Annotated in this window: 23 protein-coding genes; 6 read left to right on the plus strand and 17 right to left on the minus strand. The window is 60.7% G+C overall.

The window, feature by feature from the left end:
• Window positions 1-68: 68 nt before the first annotated feature.
• Together scpA and K7H22_RS05650 are read right to left on the minus strand one after the other, a co-directional pair.
• Window positions 69-2198 carry a methylmalonyl-CoA mutase gene (scpA, locus tag K7H22_RS05645; protein ID WP_230799761.1) on the minus strand — a complete coding sequence of 710 codons (2130 nt, stop codon included), beginning with the start codon at window positions 2196-2198 and terminating at the stop codon, window positions 69-71.
• Window positions 2170-3108 carry a hypothetical protein gene (locus tag K7H22_RS05650; protein WP_230799762.1) on the minus strand — a complete coding sequence of 313 codons (939 nt, stop codon included), beginning with the start codon at window positions 3106-3108 and terminating at the stop codon, window positions 2170-2172. The genes scpA and K7H22_RS05650 overlap by 29 nt, the downstream gene beginning before the upstream one ends.
• Window positions 3109-3286: 178 nt before the next feature.
• Here K7H22_RS05650 and K7H22_RS05655 point away from each other — a divergent pair, with 178 nt between their 5' ends.
• Window positions 3287-3733 (plus strand): DUF4174 domain-containing protein, encoded by a 447-nt coding sequence (locus K7H22_RS05655; protein ID WP_230799763.1) that lies wholly within the window; start codon window positions 3287-3289, stop codon window positions 3731-3733.
• An 84-nt stretch (window positions 3734-3817) separates the two neighbouring features.
• On the opposite strand, the gene K7H22_RS05660 is transcribed toward K7H22_RS05655, so the two are convergent.
• The 7 genes from K7H22_RS05660 to K7H22_RS05690 form a co-directional block, all read right to left on the minus strand.
• Window positions 3818-5818, minus strand: coding sequence for an acetyl-CoA carboxylase biotin carboxylase subunit (locus K7H22_RS05660; protein WP_230799764.1), 2001 nt, complete (start codon window positions 5816-5818; stop codon window positions 3818-3820).
• Window positions 5819-5970: 152 nt separating this feature from the next.
• Window positions 5971-6174, minus strand: coding sequence for a hypothetical protein (locus K7H22_RS05665; RefSeq protein ID WP_230799765.1), 204 nt, complete (start codon window positions 6172-6174; stop codon window positions 5971-5973).
• 352 nt (window positions 6175-6526) lie between these two features.
• Window positions 6527-6874: a hypothetical protein gene (locus K7H22_RS05670; RefSeq protein ID WP_230799766.1), complete on the minus strand. Its 348-nt coding sequence runs from the start codon at window positions 6872-6874 to the stop codon at window positions 6527-6529.
• Between the two features lie 207 nt (window positions 6875-7081).
• The gene (locus tag K7H22_RS05675; RefSeq protein WP_230799767.1) at window positions 7082-7225 is read right to left on the minus strand and encodes a hypothetical protein; all 144 of its coding nucleotides are present in this window, start codon (window positions 7223-7225) and stop codon (window positions 7082-7084) included.
• Window positions 7226-7439: 214 nt separating this feature from the next.
• A complete protein-coding gene (locus K7H22_RS05680; protein WP_230799768.1) occupies window positions 7440-7832 on the minus strand; it encodes a DUF6497 family protein in 393 nt (130 codons plus the stop codon).
• The gene (locus K7H22_RS05685; RefSeq protein WP_230799769.1) at window positions 7829-8227 is read right to left on the minus strand and encodes a hypothetical protein; all 399 of its coding nucleotides are present in this window, start codon (window positions 8225-8227) and stop codon (window positions 7829-7831) included. The genes K7H22_RS05680 and K7H22_RS05685 overlap by 4 nt, the downstream gene beginning before the upstream one ends.
• A 95-nt stretch (window positions 8228-8322) precedes the next feature.
• Entirely contained in the window at window positions 8323-9855 is a 1533-nt protein-coding gene (locus K7H22_RS05690) for an acyl-CoA carboxylase subunit beta (protein ID WP_230799770.1), read from the minus strand.
• 243 nt (window positions 9856-10098) lie between these two features.
• Here K7H22_RS05690 and K7H22_RS05695 point away from each other — a divergent pair, with 243 nt between their 5' ends.
• Together K7H22_RS05695 and K7H22_RS05700 are read left to right on the plus strand one after the other, a co-directional pair.
• Window positions 10099-11313 (plus strand): multidrug effflux MFS transporter, encoded by a 1215-nt coding sequence (locus K7H22_RS05695; RefSeq protein ID WP_230799771.1) that lies wholly within the window; start codon window positions 10099-10101, stop codon window positions 11311-11313.
• Between the two features lie 68 nt (window positions 11314-11381).
• Entirely contained in the window at window positions 11382-12779 is a 1398-nt protein-coding gene (locus K7H22_RS05700) for a helix-turn-helix domain-containing protein (protein ID WP_230799772.1), read from the plus strand.
• A 55-nt stretch (window positions 12780-12834) separates the two neighbouring features.
• Here the strand turns inward: K7H22_RS05700 and K7H22_RS05705 are convergent, their stop codons facing one another.
• The 7 genes from K7H22_RS05705 to betI all read right to left on the minus strand — a co-directional run bounded on the left by K7H22_RS05705 (window position 12835) and on the right by betI (window position 19998).
• Window positions 12835-13071 (minus strand): YdcH family protein, encoded by a 237-nt coding sequence (locus tag K7H22_RS05705; RefSeq protein ID WP_230799773.1) that lies wholly within the window; start codon window positions 13069-13071, stop codon window positions 12835-12837.
• A gap of 95 nt (window positions 13072-13166) precedes the next feature.
• The gene (locus tag K7H22_RS05710; protein WP_230799774.1) at window positions 13167-13730 is read right to left on the minus strand and encodes a hemerythrin domain-containing protein; all 564 of its coding nucleotides are present in this window, start codon (window positions 13728-13730) and stop codon (window positions 13167-13169) included.
• 82 nt (window positions 13731-13812) lie between these two features.
• The gene (locus tag K7H22_RS05715) at window positions 13813-14484 is read right to left on the minus strand and encodes a thermonuclease family protein (RefSeq protein WP_230799775.1); all 672 of its coding nucleotides are present in this window, start codon (window positions 14482-14484) and stop codon (window positions 13813-13815) included.
• A 129-nt stretch (window positions 14485-14613) separates the two neighbouring features.
• Complete coding sequence (gene betA / locus K7H22_RS05720; RefSeq protein ID WP_230799968.1) at window positions 14614-16260, minus strand: choline dehydrogenase; 1647 nt, start codon at window positions 16258-16260, stop codon at window positions 14614-14616.
• 120 nt (window positions 16261-16380) lie between these two features.
• On the minus strand, window positions 16381-17841 hold the full coding sequence (betB, locus tag K7H22_RS05725; RefSeq protein WP_230799776.1) for a betaine-aldehyde dehydrogenase: 1461 nt from the start codon (window positions 17839-17841) through the stop codon (window positions 16381-16383).
• Window positions 17842-17896: 55 nt separating this feature from the next.
• Window positions 17897-19417 (minus strand): choline-sulfatase, encoded by a 1521-nt coding sequence (gene betC, locus K7H22_RS05730; protein ID WP_230799777.1) that lies wholly within the window; start codon window positions 19415-19417, stop codon window positions 17897-17899.
• Window positions 19414-19998 carry a choline-responsive transcriptional repressor BetI gene (gene betI, locus K7H22_RS05735; protein WP_230799778.1) on the minus strand — a complete coding sequence of 195 codons (585 nt, stop codon included), beginning with the start codon at window positions 19996-19998 and terminating at the stop codon, window positions 19414-19416. The genes betC and betI overlap by 4 nt, the downstream gene beginning before the upstream one ends.
• Before the next feature lie 81 nt (window positions 19999-20079).
• Here betI and choX point away from each other — a divergent pair, with 81 nt between their 5' ends.
• The 3 genes from choX (at window position 20080) to choV (ending at window position 23041) form a co-directional block, all read left to right on the plus strand.
• On the plus strand, window positions 20080-21015 hold the full coding sequence (choX, locus tag K7H22_RS05740) for a choline ABC transporter substrate-binding protein (RefSeq protein WP_230799779.1): 936 nt from the start codon (window positions 20080-20082) through the stop codon (window positions 21013-21015).
• A gap of 104 nt (window positions 21016-21119) precedes the next feature.
• On the plus strand, window positions 21120-21953 hold the full coding sequence (gene choW, locus K7H22_RS05745; protein WP_230799780.1) for a choline ABC transporter permease subunit: 834 nt from the start codon (window positions 21120-21122) through the stop codon (window positions 21951-21953).
• A 5-nt stretch (window positions 21954-21958) separates the two neighbouring features.
• A complete protein-coding gene (gene choV, locus K7H22_RS05750) occupies window positions 21959-23041 on the plus strand; it encodes a choline ABC transporter ATP-binding protein (protein WP_230799781.1) in 1083 nt (360 codons plus the stop codon).
• On the opposite strand, the gene K7H22_RS05755 is transcribed toward choV, so the two are convergent.
• A complete protein-coding gene (locus tag K7H22_RS05755; RefSeq protein WP_230799782.1) occupies window positions 23038-23946 on the minus strand; it encodes a DMT family transporter in 909 nt (302 codons plus the stop codon). The two genes, choV and K7H22_RS05755, sit on opposite strands and share 4 nt — an antisense overlap.
• Window positions 23947-23954: the final 8 nt, after the last annotated feature.

A 23954-nucleotide genomic window follows, 5' to 3' on the forward strand; every position in this document is an offset into this window, starting at 1 on the left:
TTCTTGCCTCAACTATCCTCGGGGGGAGTCCCGCAGGGACGGGGGGCAGACAGCCCCCCTGCCCGTATTCAGCCGCGCGCCGCGCGGATCAGTTCAAGGATGTTCTGCGCGGCATCGGGGATATTCGTGCCGGGACCAAAAATCGCCTTCACCCCGACTCCTTTAAGGAAATCGTAATCCTGCTGCGGAATGACCCCGCCGCAAATCACGATGATATCACCCGCATCCTTTTCCTTGAGCGCCGCGATCAGTTGCGGGGCCAGAGTCTTGTGGCCAGCCGCCTGACTGCTGATGCCGACGACATGCACGTCATTGTCCACCGCGTCCTGCGCGGCTTCTTCCGGCGTCTGGAACAACGGGCCGACATCGACGTCAAATCCGATGTCGGCAAAGGCCGTGGCGATCACCTTGGCGCCACGGTCATGCCCGTCCTGCCCCATCTTGACCACCAGCATGCGCGGGCGGCGGCCTTCTTCTTCGGCAAATGCCTCGACCGAGGCCTGGATGGCGGCGAAACCGGCATCGCCCTCATAGGCCGCGCCATAGACGCCCGCCAATGTCTTGACCTCGGCCCGGTGTCGCCCGAATACCTTTTCCATGCTCATGCTGATCTCTCCCACCGTTGCCCTTGCGCGCGCGGCCTCGACCGCTGCTTCCAGCAGATTGCCGCCCTCGGCGGCGCGGCGCTCCACCTCGGCCAGTGCGGTCTGACATGCTGCCTCGTCGCGCGTGGCGCGGATTCTTTCCAGGCGCGCGACCTGGCTCACCCGCACGGCGGCATTGTCGATATCCATGATGTCGATCGGGTCTTCCTTGTCCTTGCGGTACTTGTTGACACCGACGATCACCTCGGTGCCACGGTCGATCAGCGCCTGACGGGTCGCGGCGGTTTCCTCGATCCGCAGCTTTGGCATGCCGGTGGCGACAGCCTTGGTCATGCCGCCCATCTCCTCGACCTCTTCGATCAGGGCCCATGCTTTCTCGGCCAGTTCATGCGTCAGGTTTTCGACGTAATAGCTGCCCGCCAGCGGGTCGATCACATTTGTGACGCCGGTTTCCTCCTGCAAAATCAACTGAGTATTGCGCGCGATTCGCGCGGCAAACTCGGTGGGCAGGGCAATCGCCTCGTCCAGCGCGTTGGTATGCAGCGACTGCGTGCCGCCCAGCACCGCCGACATCGCCTCATAGGCGGTGCGGATCACGTTGTTATAGGGGTCCTGCTCCTGCAAGCTGACGCCAGAGGTCTGGCAATGCGTCCGCAGCATCGAGGATTGCGGGTTCTTCGGTTCAAACTCCGCCATGATGCGGTGCCAGAGCAGACGCGCGGCCCGCAGCTTGGCCGCTTCCATGAAGAAATTCATCCCGATGGCAAAGAAGAACGACAAACGGCCCGCGAACTTGTCCACATCCATGCCCGCCGCAATCGCCGCGCGCACATATTCGCGCCCGTCGGCCAGCGTATAGGCCAGTTCCTGCACAAGGTTCGCGCCCGCTTCCTGCATGTGATAGCCGGAAATCGAGATCGAGTTGAACTTGGGCATTTCGTCGGACGTATATTGGATAATGTCCGAGATGATCCGCATCGAGGGTTCAGGCGGATAGATATAGGTGTTGCGGACCATGAATTCCTTGAGGATGTCGTTCTGGATCGTGCCCGACAGAACAGACCGGTCATGTCCCTGTTCCTCGCCTGTCACGATGAAATTGGCCAGAACGGGAATAACCGCGCCGTTCATCGTCATCGACACCGACACCTTATCCAGCGGAATACCGTCAAACAGGATTTTCATATCCTCGACACTGTCGATGGCTACGCCGGCCTTGCCGACATCGCCCACAACGCGCGGATGGTCGCTGTCATAGCCGCGATGTGTCGCCAGATCGAAGGCGACGGAGACGCCCTGCTGCCCTGCGGCAAGTGCCTTGCGGTAGAAGGCGTTGCTTTCCTCGGCGGTAGAAAAGCCTGCATATTGGCGGATCGTCCAGGGGCGGCCCGCATACATCGTGGCCTTCACCCCGCGCGTGTAGGGCGCGAAACCGGGCATGCTGCCCAGATGTGGCAGAGCCTTCACATCCTCCTCGGTATAGAGCGGCTGGACAGGAATCCCTTCAAGGGTGTTCCATGTCAGATCCTCAAGCGGTCTTGCGCGCAATTCCTTCTGCGCCATTTCACGCCACGCGTCCTTCTTGCCGGTCATTGTCTTGTCCTCTTGTCAGTTGGTCGCGCTGCGGGCTGATCCCCGTCTGCTCGCGCGTCTTTTCCGTATTCATAATCGCCAGACCATCTGCACCTGATGCCAGCCAGAACAGATCGTCCTGATAAAGCTCGCGCAACCGCGCTTTCTGGTCTGCGGTGAAAGGATCGTAGCGTCCCGCGCCCTGCCCGATCCGTGCAGGATCCTCGCCCCGCAGGGTCAGACACTGCCTGAGCATATCCATATCCGCTGCGCGGTTCAGCCACATGCGATTGGTGTCTACAGGGGCGGTGATCGTCGCCGTAGTCATGATCTGCAACCGCCTGTCGGGCAGGCCCGCAAATGTTTCGTGCGGCAAAACGTGGATCTCGGTATCCGGTATAGCGCTGGCAAGCTCTGTGATCACATCGCGCCACCCCCGCCGCAGGGTGCAGATCGCCTCCAGTTGCGCAGGGTCTGGCAAGGGCGATCCGCGCGCGATGCTGTAGGCCAGTGCCGAGGACCAGTAGCTGTCGAAGGCGCGCACCGACAACACGACCCGCGCAATCCGTCCGCCGAACGCTGCGGCGTGACGTGCCATCCGCACACCGGCCCCGCGATAGAGATCGCTGTCGCGCAGATTGCGCCTTGGCGCGCCTATGATGTTCTCGTCCGAAACAATCAGCCAGCGCATCCCCTGTGCCGCGGCACGGTCCAGATGCAGCTCGATCCGACCTTGGGCCAGTCGCGCCTGCCGTCCCAGTCGTGGCGATCCGTTGGTGGGAATGATCCCCGCGAACAATCCGTTGCGCGTCCGGCGCGGCCCCCAGAAGCCGATGCCCTGTTCCTGTAGCGCCGGTAGATTCGCCCGCATATAGGCCTGAAAACTGGTCGATGCCGTCCGATGCGCTCCGATATGCAGAATGACATCCATTGCAAAGCAAGCCCTTTGATTGCGGGATGCAGTCCGCAGCCCGGAGGAAAAGTGATCCCCCGATCATTGCCCTATACCTCTCACCAAGGTCTTAAACTTCAAATTGTCGCAGTCAGGTGCGAAAAACCCATTCGCAATTACGTCTTCACCCCCTATATCTGAAGGGACAGGAGCACATATGAAAAAGATACTGGCCGTTGTTTTTGCAGGCTTATTGGCGTTTCCAGCCGGTGCCGCAGATACTGCTGAAGGACCGCCCGAATTACCGGTCATGTCGGGCGACGATGTGGATTTGAAAGAATTTCTCTGGATAAAGCGGCCCATCGTGGTGTTTGCAGACACACCCAATGATCCCAGCTTCATCCAGCAGATGGATTTTCTCGAGGAAGATATCCCCGCGATCCTGTTGCGCGACATCATCGTGGTGACCGACACAGACCCTGCAGCAAAATCCGAATTGCGTCGCACTCTGCGCCCGCGCGGTTTCATGCTGGTGCTGATGGACAAGGATGGCGGCGTCAAGATGCGAAAGCCCGCGCCCTGGGACATGCGCGAGATACGTCGCAGCATCGACAAGTGGCCCACCAGACAGCAGGAAATCCGCGACAATCTGGGCAAGGAATAGATCGCCGCGCCCGCATACATGCCCCGAAGATCCCCCGCCAGGGGGGACCAGAGGGGCTTGTATGCGGGCGCGGCGGTCATGGCCTCACTCGAATTCCATGATCACAGCATCCACGGACAAGCTGTCACCGGGTGCGGCATTGATCTTGGCGACAACGCCCTTGCGCTCGGCCCGCAGGATGTTTTCCATCTTCATGGCCTCGACGGTACAAAGCGATTGACCGTCCTGCACCTCGTCCCCGACAGCGACGTTGATCTTTACGATCAGGCCCGGCATCGGACAAAGCAGCAGCTTGGACGTGTCGGGCGGCGTCTTCTCGATCATCAGACCGGCCAGTTCGGCCTGACGTGGCGTGCGGACATGCACCTTGAGGTCCGCCCCGCGCGAGCGGATACGGAACCCGCCCGAGATTTTGCCAACCTTCAGCACCAGCGACTCGTCTCCGACCTGCAAAACGGCCAGTTGATCTCCAGGTGTCCAGTCGCTGGTCACCCGCAGGTCGGACCCGTCCTCGAAACACACGGTCGATCCGCTCTGATCGGCCTTGATCGTCACCGGATAACTGTGACCCTGCAGGCTCACGACCCAGTCGCTGCCAACCTTGCGTTCGTGGTTACCCATCCGGCCCGACACCCGCGCACGGCGGATTTCGCCCACGCGGTGCATGGCGGCGGTCGCGGCGGCAATGCGGCGCAACACATCGTCGGGCAGTGCAACACCGTTGAACCCGTCAGGGAATTCCTCGGCGATGAAGGCCGTGGTGATGTTGCCCGACACGAATTTGGGATGGTCCATCACCGCGCTGAGGAAGGGCAGGTTATGCCCGATGCCTTCCACTTCGAAACCGTCCAGCGCATTGCGCATAGCTTCGATCGAATCCGCGCGCGTCGGCCCCCATGTGCACAGCTTGGCGATCATCGGATCGTAATACATGCTGATCTCGCCACCTTCGTAGACGCCTGTATCGTTGCGCACGACATGGCCCGCCGCGACGACCTCGGCAGGCGGACGGTAACGCGTCAGCCGCCCGATCGAGGGCAGGAACCCGCGATAGGGGTCTTCGGCATAAAGCCGGCTTTCCATCGCCCAACCGTTCAGCTTAACATCCGCCTGTTTGATCGACAGCACCTCGCCATAAGCCACGCGGATCATCTGCTCGACCAGATCGACGCCGGTGATCAACTCGGTCACGGGATGTTCCACCTGAAGGCGGGTATTCATCTCGAGGAAATAGAAATTGCGGTCGCCGTCGACAATGAATTCCACGGTGCCCGCCGAGGTATAGCCCACCGCTGCGGCCAGCGCGCAAGCCTGTTCGCCCATCGCCTTGCGGGTCGCCGCGTCCAGAAACGGGCTTGGCGCCTCTTCGATCACCTTCTGGTTGCGGCGCTGGATCGAACATTCCCGCTCGCCCAGATAGATCGTGTTGCCGTGACTGTCGGCCAGCACCTGAATCTCGATATGGCGCGGCTGGGTCACGAATTTCTCGATAAAGATGCGGTCATCGCCAAAGGAACTGGCTGCCTCGTTTTTCGAGGACTCAAACCCCTCGCGGACTTCGTCTTCCTTCCACGCGATCCGCATACCCTTACCGCCGCCACCGGCCGAGGCCTTGATCATCACCGGATAGCCGATCTCGCCCGAAATCTTGACGGCCTCATCCGCATCCGCGATCAGCCCCATGTAACCAGGGACAGTTGACACGCCCGCCTCGGCTGCGATCTTTTTCGAAGTGATCTTGTCGCCCATCTTCTCAATGGCGCCCACGGGCGGCCCGATAAAGGCCACACCAGCCGCGGCCAAAGCTTCAGCGAACTTGCTGTTTTCGGACAGAAAACCATAGCCCGGATGCACTGCTTCAGCACCTGTTTGGCGGATGGCCTCCATGACCTTGTCGATCACAATATAGGACTGGTTCGCCGGCGCCGGGCCGATATGCACCGCCTCGTCCGCCATCTGCACATGCAACGCCTGACGGTCGGCATCCGAGTAGATCGCCACGGTCTTGATACCCATCTTGCGGGCGGTCTTGATGACACGGCAGGCGATCTCGCCCCGATTTGCGATCAGGATCTTCTTGAACATCTCAGGTTCCTTCTGGTGCTTGGCAACGGGCATGCTGTCCCGCCGATGAGAGGTCTTCGGACATGAAAAAACCACCGCGCCCGATAAGGGCCCGATGGCTATCTGCATGTCTGTTCACAAGGTGCGGACGAATGCCCGCAACGGCCTTGGCGTTAGCAGCGGCCGGGATTGCTCTGGCAGTAAAGCACGTTTGCTGCGCCGCCGATGACCGCGCCGCTGACAGGGTTGCCGTCCAGCACGATCGCTGTGCCGGCACCTGCACCCGCACCGATGACGCCCTGTTCGAGCGCCGTGTCGCCACAAGCTGCAAGTGTGAGAGCGCATACTGCGCCGACGACCCATTTCGTGATTTGCATAATGTATAGCCTTCCAGGTTGAACTTTGTTCCAGCGATGGAGGATGACACAACATTCACAACATAAAAAGGCGCGCGGCTAATTTTCCCGGAATGGGCAAGGCTTCGCCTATCGGGTGAACGCATTGACCTTGCTGTCAAAAAAATGGGCGGGGTGCCTAGGGGAAAGGCACACCGCCCATCAGGGGAAGGGTAACGGAACAGACTGCCAGTCTTCGCCCGAAGGGGTTGGGCTACCACTACCGGGCCGAGACTGCCGCAAGTTTTCTGCCCCGCCAAGCGCGATTCGCAGGCTTGAAAAAACTGGGCCATTTCCTGCCCAAAGCGACCGAACGTCTGCAAAAACCCGCCGATCATTCCTCGAACACCTCGGGAAACGCGGCGCGCGCAGCATCGACGTCGATAACCAGCAGCGCTTCATAACTTTCGGGATCGAAAGGCTCGGACGCGGGCACGACCTCGCGCCCGAACAACCAACTCAGGCGGCCTGCATCCAGATTACCGCGCTCGAATGGCTCATCCCCGAAATGCATCCACAAGGCTTCCATGAATGCCGCATCAGCGCGCCTGTCCACGGCCTTGCGGTCGCGGTAGCGTTCCCGTCGGGACAGGGGCGTGATCCCTTTCGGGTTCGCGCGTCGGATAATGAACTGGAAGTCACTTCCCGGCAGACGCCCCGGAAAACCGCGATGCTTCAGCATAATACGCCCTCCAGGTTTGATTGCCCCGGAACCGCGTCACGATAACAGCCTGTCAATGCAGGGGCAGCCGTGCGGTGCTGTGCCCGACTGTCTACCGCCTTTTGCACTACGATTGTCGCCATCAACGGGTTCTGGCTGGCGATCAAAGGTCGGGGCCGGATAGGGGCCGGCAGCGGCCAGAGGCCTGCCGCCGGTCCCGATTGGTGGTTACTTGTATTTGCCGGTGTAGCTCGGCTCCATCGAGATGGGCGCAGGCTCAACAACGACGAATTCTTCTTCTTTAGGCTTCGAGCAGGCTGCCACGAGGACAACCATGCCAAGAACCAACATGCTCGTGATGTTCTTCGACATCTGTTTCTCCAGTTACTTGTTCCAGACAGAACCCCGCCCTGTGACGCGGCCTGCCTCCTGTACGAGGTATCGGTCACATGGATGCGACCAGTTGTGATCATACCGGAACAAGGTGACGAAACATATCGGGAGCCGTGAAAGTGGCTATGCTGTGTCAGAAAAGACTCATTCGGGCCGCTGAATGAAGTCCGCCCCGCAAGATATTGTGGAAGCATCAGAATTCCTCCCAGATACAGCGGCCTTCACGGATCGTGAAAACCTCGAAATATTGTACCGTTCCGGGATCGGACTGACCGAATTCGAGCGGCTTGTCCATGAGAGAGACAACAACTTGCGAAACCTCCTCGCCCGCCGCATCCAGCATCGGCACTGCAGTGCCATCGCAAAGCACAGCGAAGTCACCCTGCACCTTGTCATAGACGGCATCATCCGCCAACGCGGGCATCACATAGCGAAACCGAGCCCAGCGCGCGCCATCGGGCTGGACTTCGACAAACCCCTCCAGCAGTTCGGCATTGAACCCTGAGGGAAGTGCTGTCTGCCCCTCAGCCATACCAGTGGTAAGGGCGCTGGCCGCAACCATCCAAAGTCCGCAAGACCGGATCATGCCGCCCCCCCTGCATGGCGTAGCCAGCGGGATTGACGGGCCGGATCGGAAAGAAGATCGTATAGCATCGCTTCGACCCGCAGGCGCAGCGCCGCAGCAGGCACGCCGCCCTGCAACGCCCCGCCCGCTGTCAGATGCATCGAATCGCCTGCACGCACGACCCGCACCACAGGCCGGAAACCGCGCAGATCGCGCAGGCGCCGCCAAACATCCTGACGCACTTGATGGGCCAGACGCGCACGACCAACCCCGCGGCCCTGCCCTTGTAGCACAAGCGAGGCCGAGACATCGAAGCGCGCAGGCAAATGCCGCGACAGGGTCAGAACCTCCCCGTCACGCACAAGGTGCCACGCACCCTGCCGCGTTATCCGCGCATCTTCTGCAACCCCGACCATCCGGCGCGACACCCTTTTTACCAAGTTGAATTACCGAAAACTCCGGACCCACCCCTCACGCCTCCTCGCGCGGGGGGCAGGCCTCTTGTCCCGCGCTACAGCGGGATGTTGTCATGCTTCTTCCAAGGATTGGTCAGCTTCTTGCTGCGCAACGCCGCAAAAGCCCGCGACACGCGCCGCCTTGTGCTATGCGGCTGGATCACTTCGTCGATGAAACCGCGTTCGGCGGCGACGAAGGGATTGGCAAACCGGTCCTCGTAATCCTTGACGCGACCCGCGATCTTTTCGGGATCGTTCAATTCGCTGCGATACAGAATCTCTGTCGCACCTTTCGATCCCATCACCGCAATTTCGGATGTGGGCCAGGCGTAGTTCACATCGCCCTGCAAATGCTTGGACGCCATCACGACATAGGCCCCGCCATAAGCTTTGCGGGTAATCACCGTAACCTTCGGCACCGTTGCCTCGCCATAGGCGAACAGCAGTTTCGCACCATGCTTGATCACGCCGTTATATTCCTGCGTCGTGCCCGGCAGGAAGCCCGGCACATCCACCAACGTCAGGATTGGGATTTCAAAGGCATCGCAGAAGCGCACGAAACGCGCGGCCTTGCGGCTGCTGTCGATATCCAGACAGCCTGCCAACACCATCGGTTGGTTGGCCACGACACCTACGCTTTGGCCTTCCAGACGGATAAAGCCGGTGATGATATTGCGTGCAAAGTCTTCCTGTATCTCGTAGAAATCGCCCTCATCCGCGACCTTCAGGATCAACTCCTTCATGTCATAGGGCATGTTGGGGTTTTCCGGCACCAGCGTATCCAGACTCATCTCGATCCGCGCGGGATCGTCGAAGAAAGGACGCACCGGCGGCTTCTCGCGGTTGTTGAGAGGCAGGAAATCCACCAGGCGGCGCACTTCGGCCAAAGCCTCGACATCGTTCTCGAACGCACCATCGGCGACGCTGGATTTCTTGGTATGGGTCGAGGCACCGCCCAGTTCCTCGGCGGTGACAACCTCGTTGGTGACGGTTTTCACCACATCGGGACCGGTCACGAACATGTAGGAGCTGTCTTTCACCATGAAGATGAAATCGGTCATCGCGGGGCTGTAGACAGCGCCACCCGCACATGGTCCCATGATCAGGCTGATCTGCGGCACCACGCCCGAGGCCAAAATATTGCGCTTGAACACCTCGCCGTAAGCGGCAAGCGAAGACACGCCTTCCTGAATCCGCGCACCGCCCGAATCGTTGATACCGATAACAGGGGCACCGTTCTGCACCGCCATATCCATTATCTTGCAGATTTTCGCCGCATGGGTTTCGGACACCGAGCCACCCAGCACGGTGAAATCCTGGCTGAACACATAGACCATCCGGCCATTGATGGTGCCCCAGCCCGTGACGACACCATCACCGCGCGGCTTGCTTTCCTCCATCCCGAAATCGGTGCAGCGATGGGTTACGAACATGTCGTATTCCTCAAAGCTGCCCTCATCCAGCAACAGCTCGATCCGCTCGCGCGCGGTCAGCTTGCCCTTGGAATGCTGTGCATCAATGCGTGGCTGCCCCCCGCCAAGACGTGCGGCGGCGCGGCGCTCTTCGAGTTCCTGAAGGATGTCTTTCATCGGCTCTTCCCTGCTGCTGCCGCCGTGCTCCGGAAGAATATCCGGGCCCGACGGCCTTCATCGCGGACAAGACCTTGCGGTCTGTCTTCTTGCGCTCCGGTATAGGGCGGCTTCATCATCAAACAAAGCAGATTTCGGCAAATTTGCAAACTATTGGCAATAGTCATCCTGCAAATTGCAAAGCGGCATATTTCTGCACCCCGGCAATGGACTTCCCCAAATCGGCATCTTACGCATTCAGCCATGCAAGAGCCGAAACCCGTCCGCTATCTGGACCGCTCCACCGCCCCTCATGTGACGACGCTGATCCTGCTGGCAGGGATCTCGGCTATGGCCATGAATATCTTTCTGCCATCCCTCCCCGGTATGGCGCTGCATTTCGAGGTGGATTACAGCGTCATGCAGCTATCGGTCGCCACCTATCTTTCCATGAGCGCGGTGCTGCAAATCCTGATCGGCCCTATATCGGACAAGATCGGGCGTCGGCCTGTGATCCTGTGGGGTGTGATCCTGTTCTGCCTTGCGACACTGGGTTGCCTACTGGCCCCGAATGCGACCGTCTTTTTGATCTTCCGCGCCCTTCAGGCAGTAGTCGCCGTAGCGATGGTTCTCAGCCGCGCTGTGGTGCGTGATATGTATACGCAAGACCGCGCCGCCTCGATGATTGGCTACGTGACGATGGGCATGGCCGTGGTGCCGATGATCGCCCCCGCGATTGGCGGCATTTTGGAGGATGCCTTTGGCTGGCAGGCAAATTTCGGGATGCTGCTGCTGTGTGGTGTGCTGGTTCTGGTCATTGCATGGCGCGATCTGGGCGAGACAGGAACGCCCAGCGAGAATTCCATCGGGCAGCAATTCCGCGAATATCCCGAATTGCTGCGATCACAGCGTTTTTGGGGCTATTGCCTGGCCTCGGCATTCGGCTCGGGTGCGTTCTTCGCCTATCTCGGCGGCGCGCCTTTTGTCGGCACGCAGGTTTTTGGCCTGACGCCCAGCCAGTTGGGTTTGTATTTCGCAGCCCCTTCGATCGGTTATTTCCTTGGCAACTGGGCCACGGGCGTTCTTGCCGCGCGGCACGGAGTCAACCGGATGGTACTCTCGGGCACGATCATCTCGGTGATCGGCATGGGCCTGTCGCTGATCGTCAGCTATTCCGGCTTTTCCGGCCCCATCACCTTCTTTGGCTTCATGAGCCTTGTCGGTGTGGGCAACGGCATGGTGATCGCCAATGCAACCGCAGGCATGCTGTCGGTGCGTCCGCACCTGGCAGGCACGGCATCAGGCCTAGGCGGGGCAATCATGATTGGCGGCGGCGCGGGCCTATCCGCACTGGCAGGCGCATTGCTGAAGCCCGGACGGGGCGAGTTCCCGCTGGTCTGGATCATGTTCGTCACCTCGGTTCTGGCGGTGCTTGCGATCCTCTACGTCATCCGCCGCGAGCGGCAACTGGGCTTCTGACCCCCCTTGCCCCAACAGATTTGCAAAGTTAGGCTTCCGGTCAATCCGGACTTTGCAAAGGCACCTTCATGGCCACGCAGAAACTTTATGCAGGGGCAAAGCTGCGCGAAACGCGCCAGCGTCTGGCCCTGACGCAAAAAGACTTTGCCACCAAGCTGGGGGTGTCCCTGCCATATCTGAACCAGATGGAGAATAATAACCGTCCGGTATCCACGTCGGTGGTGCTGGCCTTGGCGCAGGAATTCGGTTTTGACGTCACCGAACTTGGCTCTGGCGACAGCGAAAGGTTGGTGTCCGACATGCGCGAGGCGATGGCCGATCCGGTCTTTGCCGAAAACGCACCGCCCTTGGCCGATCTGCGCCTGACAGCCTCGAACGCACCCGCCTTGGTGCGCGCTTTTCTGGATTTGCACCGCGCTTACAGGCAAACCCACGAGCGCCTGGCCTCGCTGGACGAGGCCTTGGGCCGCGAGGACGCCAGAACTCAGCCTTCACCTTGGGATGAGGTGCGCGATTTCTTTCACTATTGCGACAATTACATCGACGCTGTGGACCGCACCGCTGAGCATTTCGCAAGTGCAGCAGGTCCCGCAGGCATCCGCGCCCATGCCCTCAGAACGCTTGAACAGGCAGGCGTAACCGTATCGTTTACAGACATTTCTGGTATGCGCCACTATGATCCGGCAGCCAAGCGATTGACGCTGTCGTCGCGTGCAAGTTTGGAGACTCAAGGGTTCCAGCTTTTGCTACAACTTGCCTTATTGAAGCAGAATGCTCTTCTGGAAGCAACGCTCGATCTGGCACGTTTCCAGACTGATCAAGCGCGCGCCATTGCCAAGATTGGCCTCGCCAACTTCTTTGCCGGTGCCGCCATCATGCCCTATACAACCTTTCAGGCGGCGGCGCGCGATACGCGGCACGATCTGGAATTGCTGGCGCACCGGTTCGGCGCATCAATCGAACAGGTTGCGCACCGCCTGTCCACGCTGCAACGACCCGGCGCCAAAGGCATCCCGTTTTTCTTTGTCCGCGTCGATCAGGCCGGTACGATCACCAAGCGCCATTCCGCGACATTGCTGCAATTCGCCCGTTTCGGCGGGGCCTGCCCGCTCTGGAACGTCCATCGCGCATTCGAGACTCCGGGCAGGTTCCTGCGGCAACTGGCGGAAACGCCGGACGGGGTTCGCTATATCAATCTGGCGCGAGATGTGTCCAAGCCCGGCGGAAGCTTCGGCGCACCGACACGCCGTTTTGCCATCGCGCTGGGGTGCGAGGTGCGGCACGCCGCTGATCTTGTCTATGCCGACGATCTTGACCTTGCCAACCCCCGCGCATTCGAACCTATCGGCATTTCCTGCCGGATTTGCGAGCGCAAGGATTGCCACCAACGCTCGGTCCCGCCGCTGGAACGACGTCTGACCATCAACAGCGACGAACGCGGCATCCTGCCCTATACCGTCGATTGACCGCAAAAAGGGCGCAGGGATCCCCCTGCGCCCCCTGCATCTGTGGCTTTCGGGATCAGTCTTTCAGATAGGCGTAGATCTGATCCTTCAGGGCCGCGCGGGTTTTCCGCATTTCGACCTCGACCAGTTCTTCGACAGGTTCCACATGGGTCTCCGCCCTATGAACCGCGCGGTTGATCTTGTGATAGTCCTCGGCCAGTCGCGCGAAATGGGCATCAGCGGTCTTCAGTTCCGCAATCTTCGCGGCTTTCGAGGGGAATTCGTCATGCAGTTCGTGGGGGGTGTTGGACATCGCGCCTGTCTCCTTCTGGTTGCGTTGGTCAAGACTAGCAAAGCCAGCCCAACCGTACCTTGAGACAGATCAATCCAGCCACAAAACAGCCGGCCTCACGACATTTCCGTCCCGTATTCCAGAACGATCGGCACGATGATCTCTTCCTCGTCCATCAGATGCCGGTTCAGAAAGGTTTTGAACCCTTCCTGCACAGCCAACAGGCGACCCGCTTCGTCCCGCGCCTTTTGGCCCTGCTGCAAGGCCCGCAGAACCTGATTGGTATGATCGGCCAGCGCGTTCAGATGGTGGTCCAGCGCGTGATGATCCACGTCCAGAATGTCGAAAGCCTGCTCCAGCCGCTTGTCCATCGCCATGAATTGCGGGAAATAGTGCTGATCCTCGATCTGGTGATGCCCGTGCAACTGGTCCAGAAAAAAACCTGTGTAGCGCGACAGTTCCGGCCCGTAGCGACCTGTATAGCCGTCAAGATGCGCCTGCGTGTCTCCGATCACCTTGTCCAGCACCTGCCGGAACATCAAGTGACGCTCCAGCCAGAAACCGGTCAGGTCATTGAAATTCATATGCCCGCGCCATTCCGCGCGCGGATAGCGGTCTGCCAGCACACGAAGATGCTCGGGCAGGCCGGTGCGGGTTTCTATCGAAAACGGTTTTGACATGGCAGGTGGATACAACGCCGGCAGACACAGTGCAGCCCCTTATTCGCGCACAATCCGTGTGCAGCGTTTCGGCGGCACAGGTTCAGCGACGCGCGGCGCGCCATCCCGCAGCCTGCGCCTCGGCGGGGGAACAGAACCAACGTTCGCCCTGCGCGGTGTTGATGCGCGTGCGATCATAATGGTCCTGACCCGGACTGTGATAGATCCGCTCGCCCTTGGCGCTGATATTTCCCTTGATGTTGCAATCACTTGCAGCACGCGCTGCGCGCGGAGCAGCCCCGCCATCCCGGCGAAACGCTGCAGGGTCCTGCACCCGCATGGCCCAAAGCCCGCGTTCTGCGACCGCTGCCTGTTTCTCGATCAGGTCATAGTCCATCGCGTAGCGCCGATAGGCAAAGGCCAACCCGTCACCGACAAGTGCCGCTCCCATATCCTGCCCACCCACTTTGCAACGGGCCACGACACGACCATAGCGGTCGCTGTCCAGCGCCTCGCAAGCGGCAGACTTGCCCTGATAGCGGGCGCGCACCTCGCGGCTGACCCATGCCCCGCAATCCCATGTGACACCCTGCTCTGTCTCGCAGCGCTGGTTGGCCTCGGGTGCGTCGATCCCGTGCAAACGGACCCGCACACCCCCGACATCCAGCGTATCGCCGTCAATGACACGGATCAGCCCGTTCGGCGTGCCGGCCATTGCAAAGCTGGCGGCCAGAAGAACGATTGCGAAAAGAAGGAAAAAAATGATTTTGAACATGGGGCGATTTCAAACGCTTTTGAAACCATTTCAACCCAAAGCTTTAACGAATGTTAACGAAAAGTTAACTTCTGGATCATTAAATGACTCAAACTGTTACCTATGCGACAGTTTTCTGCGTTCACCACCTTAGCGCTGCGCACTTTCCCAATCTGGATGGACCCACGGCGCGCGGTTGTCGGCAGGCAAGGGATCACGACCCAACAAATCGTCGCTGACCTTCTCGCCGACCATGATCGAGGGCGCATTGAGATTGCCATTGGTAATGCGCGGAAAAATGCTGCTATCCGCCACACGTAGCCCATCGACCCCGATCACCCGCGCTTTCGGATCGACAACCGCCAGAGGATCACTGGCCCGTCCCATCCGGCATGTGCCGCAAGGGTGATAGGCGCTTTCGGCATGTTCGCGGATGAAATCATCCAGTTCGGAGTCGCTTTGCAGCGAAAGTCCGGGCTGAATCTCATAACTTACAAACGGTTTAAATGCCTTCTGCGCGAATATTTCGCGGGTCAGGCGGATACATTGCCGGAACTCCCACCAGTCCTGCGACTCGGACATATAGTTGAAACGGATCACAGGATCATCCGCAGGATCGGACGAGCGCAAGGTGATCGTCCCGCGCGAGGGGCTGCGCATCGGGCCGACATGGGCCTGAAATCCGTGACCCTCGGCGGCGATCTTGCCGTCATAGCGCACAGCAAGGGGCAGGAAATGGAACTGGATATCGGGATAGTCGATACCAGCCCGCGAGCGGATGAAGCCCGCGCTTTCAAACTGGTTGCTGGCGCCCAACCCCTTGCCGGTAAACAGCCATTGCGCCCCGATCAGCGCCTTGCTCCAGAGGTTCCAGTACTTGAACAGGCTTACAGGCTGGCTGGCCGCCATCTGGATATACAATTCCAGATGGTCCTGAAGGTTGCCCCCAACCCCGGGACGGTCGGCCACGACTGGAATTCCGTGTTCCGTCAGATGCGCGGCGGGGCCGATCCCCGACAGCATCAACAGCTTGGGAGAGTTGATCGAGGACGAGGCCAGCACCACCTCGCGCCGCGCGCGAATGATCTCGATGCCATTGCCGCGCGTCACCTCGACTCCCGTGGCGCGCCCTTCCGAGATGACAACACGTCGCGCGAAGGCACGGATCAGGCCGCAATTGGCGTGTTTCAACGCAGGCCGCAAATAGGCATTGGCCGCCGACCAGCGCCGCCCACGCCAGACGGTCTGCTCCATGGGGCCGAAACCTTCCTGCCGCTCGCCATTATAGTCATCGGTCAGGCCGTAGCCCGCTTGCAGCCCCGCCTCGACAAAAGCATGGAAGAGCGGGTTCTTGCGTGGTCCGCGCTGGACATGCAGCGGCCCGTCGGTGCCGCGCCAACCCTCTTGCCCGCCGTGGGATTGCTCCATCCGGCGGAAATAGGGCAACACATCGGCATAGCCCCAGCCATCCGCGCCCTGATCGCGCCAATGGTCGAAGTCGCGTGCATGGCCGCGCACATAGACCATCCCGTTGATGCTGCTGGAACCACCGATCACCTTGCCGCGCGGCACGGCCAGACGGCGGTTGTTCAGATGCGGTTCGGGTTCGGACTGATAGCCCCAGTCATAGCGCTTCATATTCATCGGATAGGATAGCGCGGCAGGCATCTGGATGAATGGCCCCGCATCGGTGCCGCCATGTTCCACCACCAGAACCGAAGCCCCCGCTTCGGCCAGGCGATAGGCCATGGCGCAGCCTGCACTGCCCGCCCCTATGATCACGAAATCGGCTTCCATCGTCACTGTCTGTCGTCCTGTTCATCTTAAAGATCGCCTGCACTGCTTCGACCGGCCCCGATCCGCCATGCTGGCGCGGGGTGGTCGGGTGGGTGTGCCGGCCTGGTGGCCCCTGACGTTTCAGAAAGGCGCCTCGACCCGCCCCATGCGCACGAAAACCGATTTGAGCTGGCTGTAATGCTCGATCGCGGCCTTGGCGTTCTCGCGCCCGACGCCTGACATCTTGACCCCGCCGAAAGGCACTTCGACCGGCGCATCGTTATAGGTGTTGATATAGCAGGTGCCTGCCTCCATGCGGCCCACGACGCGATGCGCTCGCGCCAGATCGCGGGTGAAAACACCCGCTGACAGGCCGAATTCCGTGTCATTGGCCCGTGCGATGACCTCGTCCTCGTCATCGAAATCCAGAACGCACATGACGGGGCCGAAAATCTCTTCACGTGCGATGGTCATGTCGTCCGTCACATCGGCAAAGACAGCAGGCGTGATCCAGAACCCGTCCTTGTCCAGACGCTTGCCGCCACAGACAAGCCGCGCGCCCTCCTCGACGCCTTTGACGATGTAGGTCTCGACGATCCCCAACTGCCGCTCGGACACCATCGGGCCGAAATTCGTGGTCTCATCCAGCGGATCGCCGATCACGGCCTTGGCCAGACGTTCGGACAGGCGCTTGAGGAACGCCTCGCGGATGCCTTTTTGCACGAAGACCCGCGTTCCGTTTGAGCAAACCTGCCCCGAGGAATAGAAATTCCCCAGAATCGCCCCGCCCACCGCATCGTCCAGATCGGCATCATCAAAGATGATCAGGGGTGACTTGCCACCCAGTTCCATCGTCACATGCTTCAAGCCAGCGGCGGCAGCGGCGTAGACCTTCTTGCCGGTCGGCACCGATCCGGTCAGCGAGACCTTGTCGACGCGGGCATCACCCACCAATGCGCCACCGACGGCGCCACGCCCCTGAATGACGTTGTAAAGCCCCGCAGGAAGCCCCGCCTCATGCAGGATTTCCGCCACTTTCAACGCGCAAAGCGGCGTCACATCGGAGGGTTTGAAGATCATCGCATTGCCGCAGGCCAGCGCAGGTGCGCCCTTCCAGCAGGCGATCTGGGTAGGATAGTTCCAAGCACCAATACCCACGCAAAGGCCCAAAGCTTCGCGCACGGTATAGGCCCAGTTCTCGCCCAAGGGGATGTGATCCCCCGTCAGGCTGGCCGCAATCCCGCCGAAATACTCCAGCGCATCCGCGCCACTGGTCGCGTCGACATAAAGCGTTTCAGAGAGGGGTTTGCCCGTATCATGGCTTTCCAGAATGCTCAGGTCGCGGTTGCGTTCGCGCATGATATCGGCCGCACGCCGCAGGATGCGCCCCCGTTGCACGCCCGGCATTGCAGCCCATGCCTTTTGCGCCGCCCGCGCGCTGGTGATCGCCTCTTCAATGACGGCAGGGGTGGCCTCATGCACACGGGCGATCACCTTGCCGGTGGCCGGATAGATCACATCGATCAGCGCGCCCTCTGTGTCCTCGAGATAGCGGCCGTTCACAAAGTGGCTGGCGGCGGGCTGTGTGGCAAATTGGGTCATGTTGAGTATTTCCGGCAAGATGAAATGGTAAGGCACAGGGATGATCGCGGGCCGATCATTCCCCGCGTGGAAAGCGTTTGCTTTCCTCGAGGATATTCAGGTCCATGTGGTTGCGCATGTAGCGTTCCGAGGCTTTTTGCAGCGGCTGGAAATCCCACGGGTAATAGCCACCCTGACGCAAAGCCTCGTAAACGACCCAGCGTCGCGCCTGACTTTCCCGCACCTCGCCGTCGAAACGGGCCAGATCCCAGCGCGCCTCGGACTTGGCACGCAGGCTTGCCAGCGTGCCTTGATGCGCGGGATCATCCGCAAGATTATGCAATTCGTGCGGGTCGGCATCCAGATCGAACAGCATGTCGGGATCAAGCTGGCAGCGGGTATATTTCCACCGGCCATAGCGCAGACAGACTAGCGGGGCGTTCGATGCTTCTGCCGCATATTCCATCGCCACCGGACTGGCGCGATCAAAGCCCTGAGCAAGCGGCACGAGGCTTTCACCCGTGGTCCACGGCATCACCTCGTCCATGCTGACGCCCGCCAGATCGCACAACGTCGGGCAGACGTCGATCGTGCTGACCGGCGCATCAATACGCCCCGCGGTCATGTCTGGGGCCGCAATCATCAGCGGGACACGGGCCGAGCCTTCGTAAAAGCACATCTTGTACCACAATCCGCGCTCGCCCAGCATATCGCCGTGGTCGCTGACGAACAGGACGATAGCCTGCTGGCGCGTCGCCTCAAGCGTGGCCAGAACCTCGCCGATCTTGTCGTCCAGATAGCTGATATTGGCAAAATAGGCACGTCTTGCACGGGCCACTATCGCGTCAGTCAGATTGTAAGAACGCCAGTTATTGGCATCGAATATCCGCTTGGAGTGCGGGTCCTGCTTCTCATAGGGGATGGGTCCCACCTCGGGCATCAGATGGTCGCAATCCTCGTAGAGATCCCAGTATTTGCGCCGCGCCACGTAGGGGTCATGCGGATGGGTAAAGCTGACGGTCAGGCACCACGGCCGCGCATCCGCCCCGCGTGACAGGTCATAGATTTTCTGCACCGCCTGATGGGTAACATCGTCGTCATATTCCATCTGGTTGGTGATCTCGGCCACACCCGCGCCGGTGACGGATCCCATATTGTGATACCACCAGTCGATCCGCTCGTCCGGCTTGCGGTAATCCGGCGTCCAGCCGAAATCGGCGGGATAGATATCGGTGGTCAGACGCTCCTCGAACCCGTGCAACTGGTCGGGACCGACGAAATGCATTTTGCCGGACAAGCACGTGTAATAGCCCGCACGCCGCAGATGATGCGCGTAGGTCGGGATGCTGGAGGCGAATTCGGCAGCATTGTCATACACCCGCGTGCCACTGGGCAACTGGCCCGACATGAAACTCGCCCGTCCGGGCGCGCAAAGGGGCGAAGCCGTGTAGGCATTTGCAAAGCGCGTGGACCGCGCCGCAAGCGCCTTGAGGTTGGGTGCATGCAGCCAGTTTGCTGGTCCGTCAGGAAACAGCGTGCCGTTCAACTGGTCGACCATCACGATCAGGATATTGGGCCGCGCGCGGTCGTCTTTCATGCCCTACCCCTTTGTAATTCCAGATCAAGATAACCCAGCACGGTCGCCACCGCAGCACCGCTATCGGGCTGTCCCAGCCCCAATGATTGCCGCAGATACACCCCGTCGATCAGCGCCGCGATCCGGTCGGCCACATCCCGCGCTCGCGCGCCCACCAATGGGCGCAAATCATGCGTCAGGTTCGATCTGAGCCTGCGCTGATAGACCGACAGCAATTTCCGCGCATCTTCCGACACCTGTGCCAGCACGTAGAAGTTCAGCCATGCCGCCACCACCTCGCGGCGGAAATTGCTGCCTGCGAAACTGGCGCGCACGATCGCCTCAAGCCGCTGCCTTGAATCATCGGCCATCTCCAGCGCCCCGCGCACACCTGCCGCATAAAGCGTTAAAGTATGGCGCATGGCTGCCAGAAAGATCTGTTCCTTCCCGCCAAAGTAGTGATGCGCCAAAGCCGAGGACATGCCTGCCCGCCGCGCGATCTGCGCGACAGTGACATCCAGCGTGCCGCATTTGCCAATCTCGGTGATTGTCGCTTCCACCAAGGCGGCACGGCGTATAGGCTCCATCCCGAGCTTGGGCATGGTTTTCTCCGATAAACTTGCCACAAGACGCTAAATGTTTTTTTATTGACTAGTCAATCAATAACAACACGGGAGACACAGATGACCAAGAAAACCGCCCTCGCAACCCCGCTGACGGCACTGGCCCTGCTGGTCGCAACACCTGCCTTTGCCCAATGCGACAAGGTCACATTCTCGGATGTCGGCTGGACCGATATCACCGCGACCACCGCCGCGACATCCGTGGTGCTGGAAGCGTTGGGATATGAGACAGAAACCAAGATTCTGTCCGTGCCGGTCACCTATATCTCGCTGTCCAAGGGCGATATCGACGTTTTTCTTGGCAACTGGATGCCCACGATGGAGGCCGATATTGCCCCCTATCGTGACGCGGGCACAGTCGACACTATCCGCACCAACCTGACCGGCGCGAAGTATACTTTGGCCGTGAACGGTGCCGCCGCCGATCTGGGCATCGCCAGCTTTGCCGATATCGCCACGCATGCCGACGCGCTGGAAGGCAAGATCTACGGGATCGAGGCTGGCAATGACGGCAACCGCCTGATCATGGACATGATCGCCGCCGATGCCTTCGGCCTTGGCAGCTTCAGCGTCGCCGAAAGCTCGGAACAGGGGATGCTGGCGCAGGTCACGCGCGCTGACCGACGTGGCGAGCCGATTGTGTTTCTGGGATGGGAACCCCATCCGATGAACGCCAATTTCGACATGACCTATCTGGAAGGCGGCGATGACTGGTTCGGCCCCAACCTTGGCGGCGCCGAGGTGCGCACCAATACGCGCGCGGGCTATGCCGCCGAATGCCCCAATCTGGGCGCCTTCTTCGGCAACCTGGAGTTCACCCTGGCCATGGAGAACGAGATCATGGGCGCGATCTTGAACGATGGCGCTGATCCGGCCGAAGCAGCAAAGACATGGCTAACCGCGAATCCCGACGTGCTGAACGGCTGGCTGTCCGGCGTCACCACCCTCGATGGTGCCGAAGCCCTGCCCGCCGCCCGCGCGGCGCTGGGTCTGTGATCGCAACTGTCACAGCACATTAAGCAAAACACCTTCCCTCTCGCGGGGGAAGGGTATGCGCAGCCCGCCGTGGCAAGCTGCGCCAGAAAAGGGGTCTTAACCCGATGAACTGGCTGACCGAGACCAAGATCCCCGTGGGCGACTACGCCGACAGCGCCTTCATATGGCTGGAAACACATGGCGCCTTTGTCTTCGACGGGATGTCAGACGGGCTGGAGACCCTGATCGCCGCGATCCTGTGGATCCTGCAATCGCCGCATCCTCTGGTCGTGATCGGCGTCTTTGTTGCCCTGACCGTGGTCTTGCAACGCAGCTGGAAACCGGCCGCTCTGGTGGGCTTGGGCTTTCTGTTCATCGTCAATCAGGGCTATTGGATCCAGACCACCCAATCGCTGACGCTGGTGCTGGCGGCCTGCGTGGTCTGTATGGGGCTGGGCGTGCCCATCGGGATTGCTGCGGCGCATCGGCCGGGGCTGTTTCGTGCCCTCCGTCCGGTGCTCGATCTGATGCAAACCCTGCCTACCTTTGTCTATCTCATTCCCGCCATTGTATTTTTCGGCATCGGCATGGTGCCCGGCCTGATCGCCACGGTGATTTTCGTGCTGCCCGCACCGATCCGCCTGACCCATCTGGGAATTACCGCTACACCCACCCCACTGCTGGAGGCGGCGCAAGCCTTCGGTGCCACTCCGCGCCAGACCCTGCTCAAGGTGGAACTGCCTTATGCGCTGCCGCAGATCATGGCGGGACTGAACCAGACCATCATGCTGTCGCTGTCGATGGTGGTGATCGCGGCGCTGGTGGGCGCGGACGGGCTGGGCGTGCCAGTTCTGCAGGCGCTCAACCGCGTGAACCCCGCACTGGGGTTTGAATCCGGTCTGGTGATCGTGGTGCTGGCCATCTTGCTGGACCGCATGCTGAGGATCGAACGGAAATGACCCGCATGACAGCCCCACGAGAGACCGCAGGCATCGCCGTGCGCTTCGACAATGTCTCGATCGTCTTTGGAGATCAGCCCGAACGCGCCCTGCCCCTGATGGACGAGGGCCACAGCCGGTCCGCGATCCAGCAGGAGACGGGCCAGGTGCTGGGCGTGCATGACTGCTCGCTCGAGGTGGCCGAGGGCGAGATCCTGGTGCTCATGGGCCTTTCCGGTTCGGGCAAGTCCACCTTGCTGCGCGCGGTCAACGGGTTGAACCCGGTTTGCCGGGGCGCGGCCCATGTCTGTGACGGCAATGTGCTGGTCGATGTCACCCATGCCGACGCAGCCACGCTGCGCCGCATCCGGCTGCACCGGGTGGCCATGGTGTTCCAGCAATTCGGCCTGCTGCCCTGGCGCACGGTGCGCGAGAACGTGGGCCTTGGGCTGGAGCTGGGCGGCATGGGGCGCGCGGAACGCCGGGCCCGTGTCGAGGCGCAGCTGGAGCTTGTGAACCTGTCGCAATGGGCCGACCGCAAGGTCGCAGAACTGTCAGGCGGCATGCAACAACGCGTGGGTCTTGCCCGCGCCTTCGCGACCGAGGCCCCCATCCTGCTGATGGACGAGCCGTTCTCGGCCCTCGACCCGCTGATCCGCGCGCGCCTTCAGGACGAACTGCTTGAGGTGCAGGCCACGCTGAAACGCACCATCATCTTCGTCAGCCACGACCTTGACGAGGCGTTCAAACTGGGCAACCGGATTGCGATCATGGAAGGTGGCCGCATCGTGCAATGCGGCACCCCGCAGCAGATCTTTACCAATCCCGCCACCGATTACGTGGCCGAATTCGTGGCCCATATGAATCCTTTGGGCGTATTGACTGCGGCCGATGTGATGCAGCCTGTGACCTCAGCAAGCCACGGGTTAAGAATCGCCGCTGGCGCAGGTCTGCGCGCTGTCATGCAAGGGCTGCAACAGGCCGACGAAGCCGGACTGACCGTGACGGACGCCGCAGGGCAAGCTGTGGGCCGGATCACGCGGGCCGATGTACTTGCCGGACTGCTGGACCCGCGCGCAACAGCCTCGAAAGATCAGCGCAAGGGCTAAACCTTGGTGGCCGTCGCGGGCGGCGTGATCGGGCGCCGTTTCAGAACCGCCTCGCGCCATGTGATAAAAGTCACCGATCCCAGGATGACCAGCCCGCCGATGACGACCCAAATATCCACACCCTCGTCAAAGAACAAAGCTCCCAAGGCGACGGCCCAAACCAGTTGTAGAAAGGTGACCGGCTGGGTCACGGTGACTGGCGCCGCGGCAAAGGCCAGTGTCATGGTGTAATGCCCCGTCGTTGCCAGAAGCGCCACCAGCGTCAGGATGCCCAAAGCCTCAAGGCTGGGCGGCACCCAGACCGCAAACGCCATCGGAGCCAGTCCGACTGTCACCCAGATCGACAGCATGCCGACCACAATCGCGGCATTCGTCTCGTCCGTCAGCAGCTTGGCCAACAGATAGGACGCGCCGAATACAACGGCAGCCCCCAGCATCGCCAGATGGCCGGGTCCGATTTCGCGAAAACCGGGACGCAGAATGATCAGCGCGCCCAACAGCGCGATGATCACGGCAATCACGCGGCGGGTGGCCAGTTTCTCGCCCAGAAACAGGGCAGCGCCCAGCGTCACATAGATCGGCGCGAGATAGTTCATCGCCGTCACATCCGCGATTGGGATGCGCGCCATCGCATAAAACCACAGGGCCACACCGATGGAATGGGACAGCCCGCGCAGGGTGAACAGGCTCCATTGGCGGCGCGACAGCTGTGTTGCAAGGATCGGGCGGATCAGCGGGATCAGGAAAACCAGACCAATGGCATAGCGCAGGAACGCTGCCTCTGGTGCAGGGATGCCGGGGCCGAGATATTTCACAAGCGCAGTGACGCCCACGAACAAAAGGCCCGTCACCACCATCCAGAATACACCCAGAACAGGGCGGACGGGTCGTTCTTGAATGATCATGGCGGCAT

The organism is Seohaeicola saemankumensis (assembly GCF_021021435.1).
In the GTDB taxonomy this organism is placed as follows: Bacteria; Pseudomonadota; Alphaproteobacteria; order Rhodobacterales; family Rhodobacteraceae; genus Seohaeicola.

Coding starts and splice junctions, on each gene's coding strand:
- betA (WP_230799968.1), bottom strand. CDS start 16,260: ATGGAAGCCGATTTCGTGATCATAGGGGCGGGCAGTGCAGGCTGCGCC.
- K7H22_RS05700 (WP_230799772.1), top strand. CDS start 11,382: ATGGCCACGCAGAAACTTTATGCAGGGGCAAAGCTGCGCGAAACGCGC.
- K7H22_RS05670 (WP_230799766.1), bottom strand. CDS start 6,874: ATGCTGAAGCATCGCGGTTTTCCGGGGCGTCTGCCGGGAAGTGACTTC.
- K7H22_RS05690 (WP_230799770.1), bottom strand. CDS start 9,855: ATGAAAGACATCCTTCAGGAACTCGAAGAGCGCCGCGCCGCCGCACGT.
- scpA (WP_230799761.1), bottom strand. CDS start 2,198: ATGACCGGCAAGAAGGACGCGTGGCGTGAAATGGCGCAGAAGGAATTG.
- choV (WP_230799781.1), top strand. CDS start 21,959: ATGACAGCCCCACGAGAGACCGCAGGCATCGCCGTGCGCTTCGACAAT.
- K7H22_RS05665 (WP_230799765.1), bottom strand. CDS start 6,174: ATGCAAATCACGAAATGGGTCGTCGGCGCAGTATGCGCTCTCACACTT.
- betI (WP_230799778.1), bottom strand. CDS start 19,998: ATGCCCAAGCTCGGGATGGAGCCTATACGCCGTGCCGCCTTGGTGGAA.
- K7H22_RS05695 (WP_230799771.1), top strand. CDS start 10,099: ATGCAAGAGCCGAAACCCGTCCGCTATCTGGACCGCTCCACCGCCCCT.
- choX (WP_230799779.1), top strand. CDS start 20,080: ATGACCAAGAAAACCGCCCTCGCAACCCCGCTGACGGCACTGGCCCTG.
- K7H22_RS05675 (WP_230799767.1), bottom strand. CDS start 7,225: ATGTCGAAGAACATCACGAGCATGTTGGTTCTTGGCATGGTTGTCCTC.
- betC (WP_230799777.1), bottom strand. CDS start 19,417: ATGAAAGACGACCGCGCGCGGCCCAATATCCTGATCGTGATGGTCGAC.
- betB (WP_230799776.1), bottom strand. CDS start 17,841: ATGACCCAATTTGCCACACAGCCCGCCGCCAGCCACTTTGTGAACGGC.
- K7H22_RS05705 (WP_230799773.1), bottom strand. CDS start 13,071: ATGTCCAACACCCCCCACGAACTGCATGACGAATTCCCCTCGAAAGCC.
- K7H22_RS05715 (WP_230799775.1), bottom strand. CDS start 14,484: ATGTTCAAAATCATTTTTTTCCTTCTTTTCGCAATCGTTCTTCTGGCC.
- K7H22_RS05660 (WP_230799764.1), bottom strand. CDS start 5,818: ATGTTCAAGAAGATCCTGATCGCAAATCGGGGCGAGATCGCCTGCCGT.
- K7H22_RS05680 (WP_230799768.1), bottom strand. CDS start 7,832: ATGATCCGGTCTTGCGGACTTTGGATGGTTGCGGCCAGCGCCCTTACC.
- K7H22_RS05710 (WP_230799774.1), bottom strand. CDS start 13,730: ATGTCAAAACCGTTTTCGATAGAAACCCGCACCGGCCTGCCCGAGCAT.
- K7H22_RS05650 (WP_230799762.1), bottom strand. CDS start 3,108: ATGGATGTCATTCTGCATATCGGAGCGCATCGGACGGCATCGACCAGT.
- choW (WP_230799780.1), top strand. CDS start 21,120: ATGAACTGGCTGACCGAGACCAAGATCCCCGTGGGCGACTACGCCGAC.
- K7H22_RS05755 (WP_230799782.1), bottom strand. CDS start 23,946: ATGATCATTCAAGAACGACCCGTCCGCCCTGTTCTGGGTGTATTCTGG.
- K7H22_RS05655 (WP_230799763.1), top strand. CDS start 3,287: ATGAAAAAGATACTGGCCGTTGTTTTTGCAGGCTTATTGGCGTTTCCA.
- K7H22_RS05685 (WP_230799769.1), bottom strand. CDS start 8,227: ATGGTCGGGGTTGCAGAAGATGCGCGGATAACGCGGCAGGGTGCGTGG.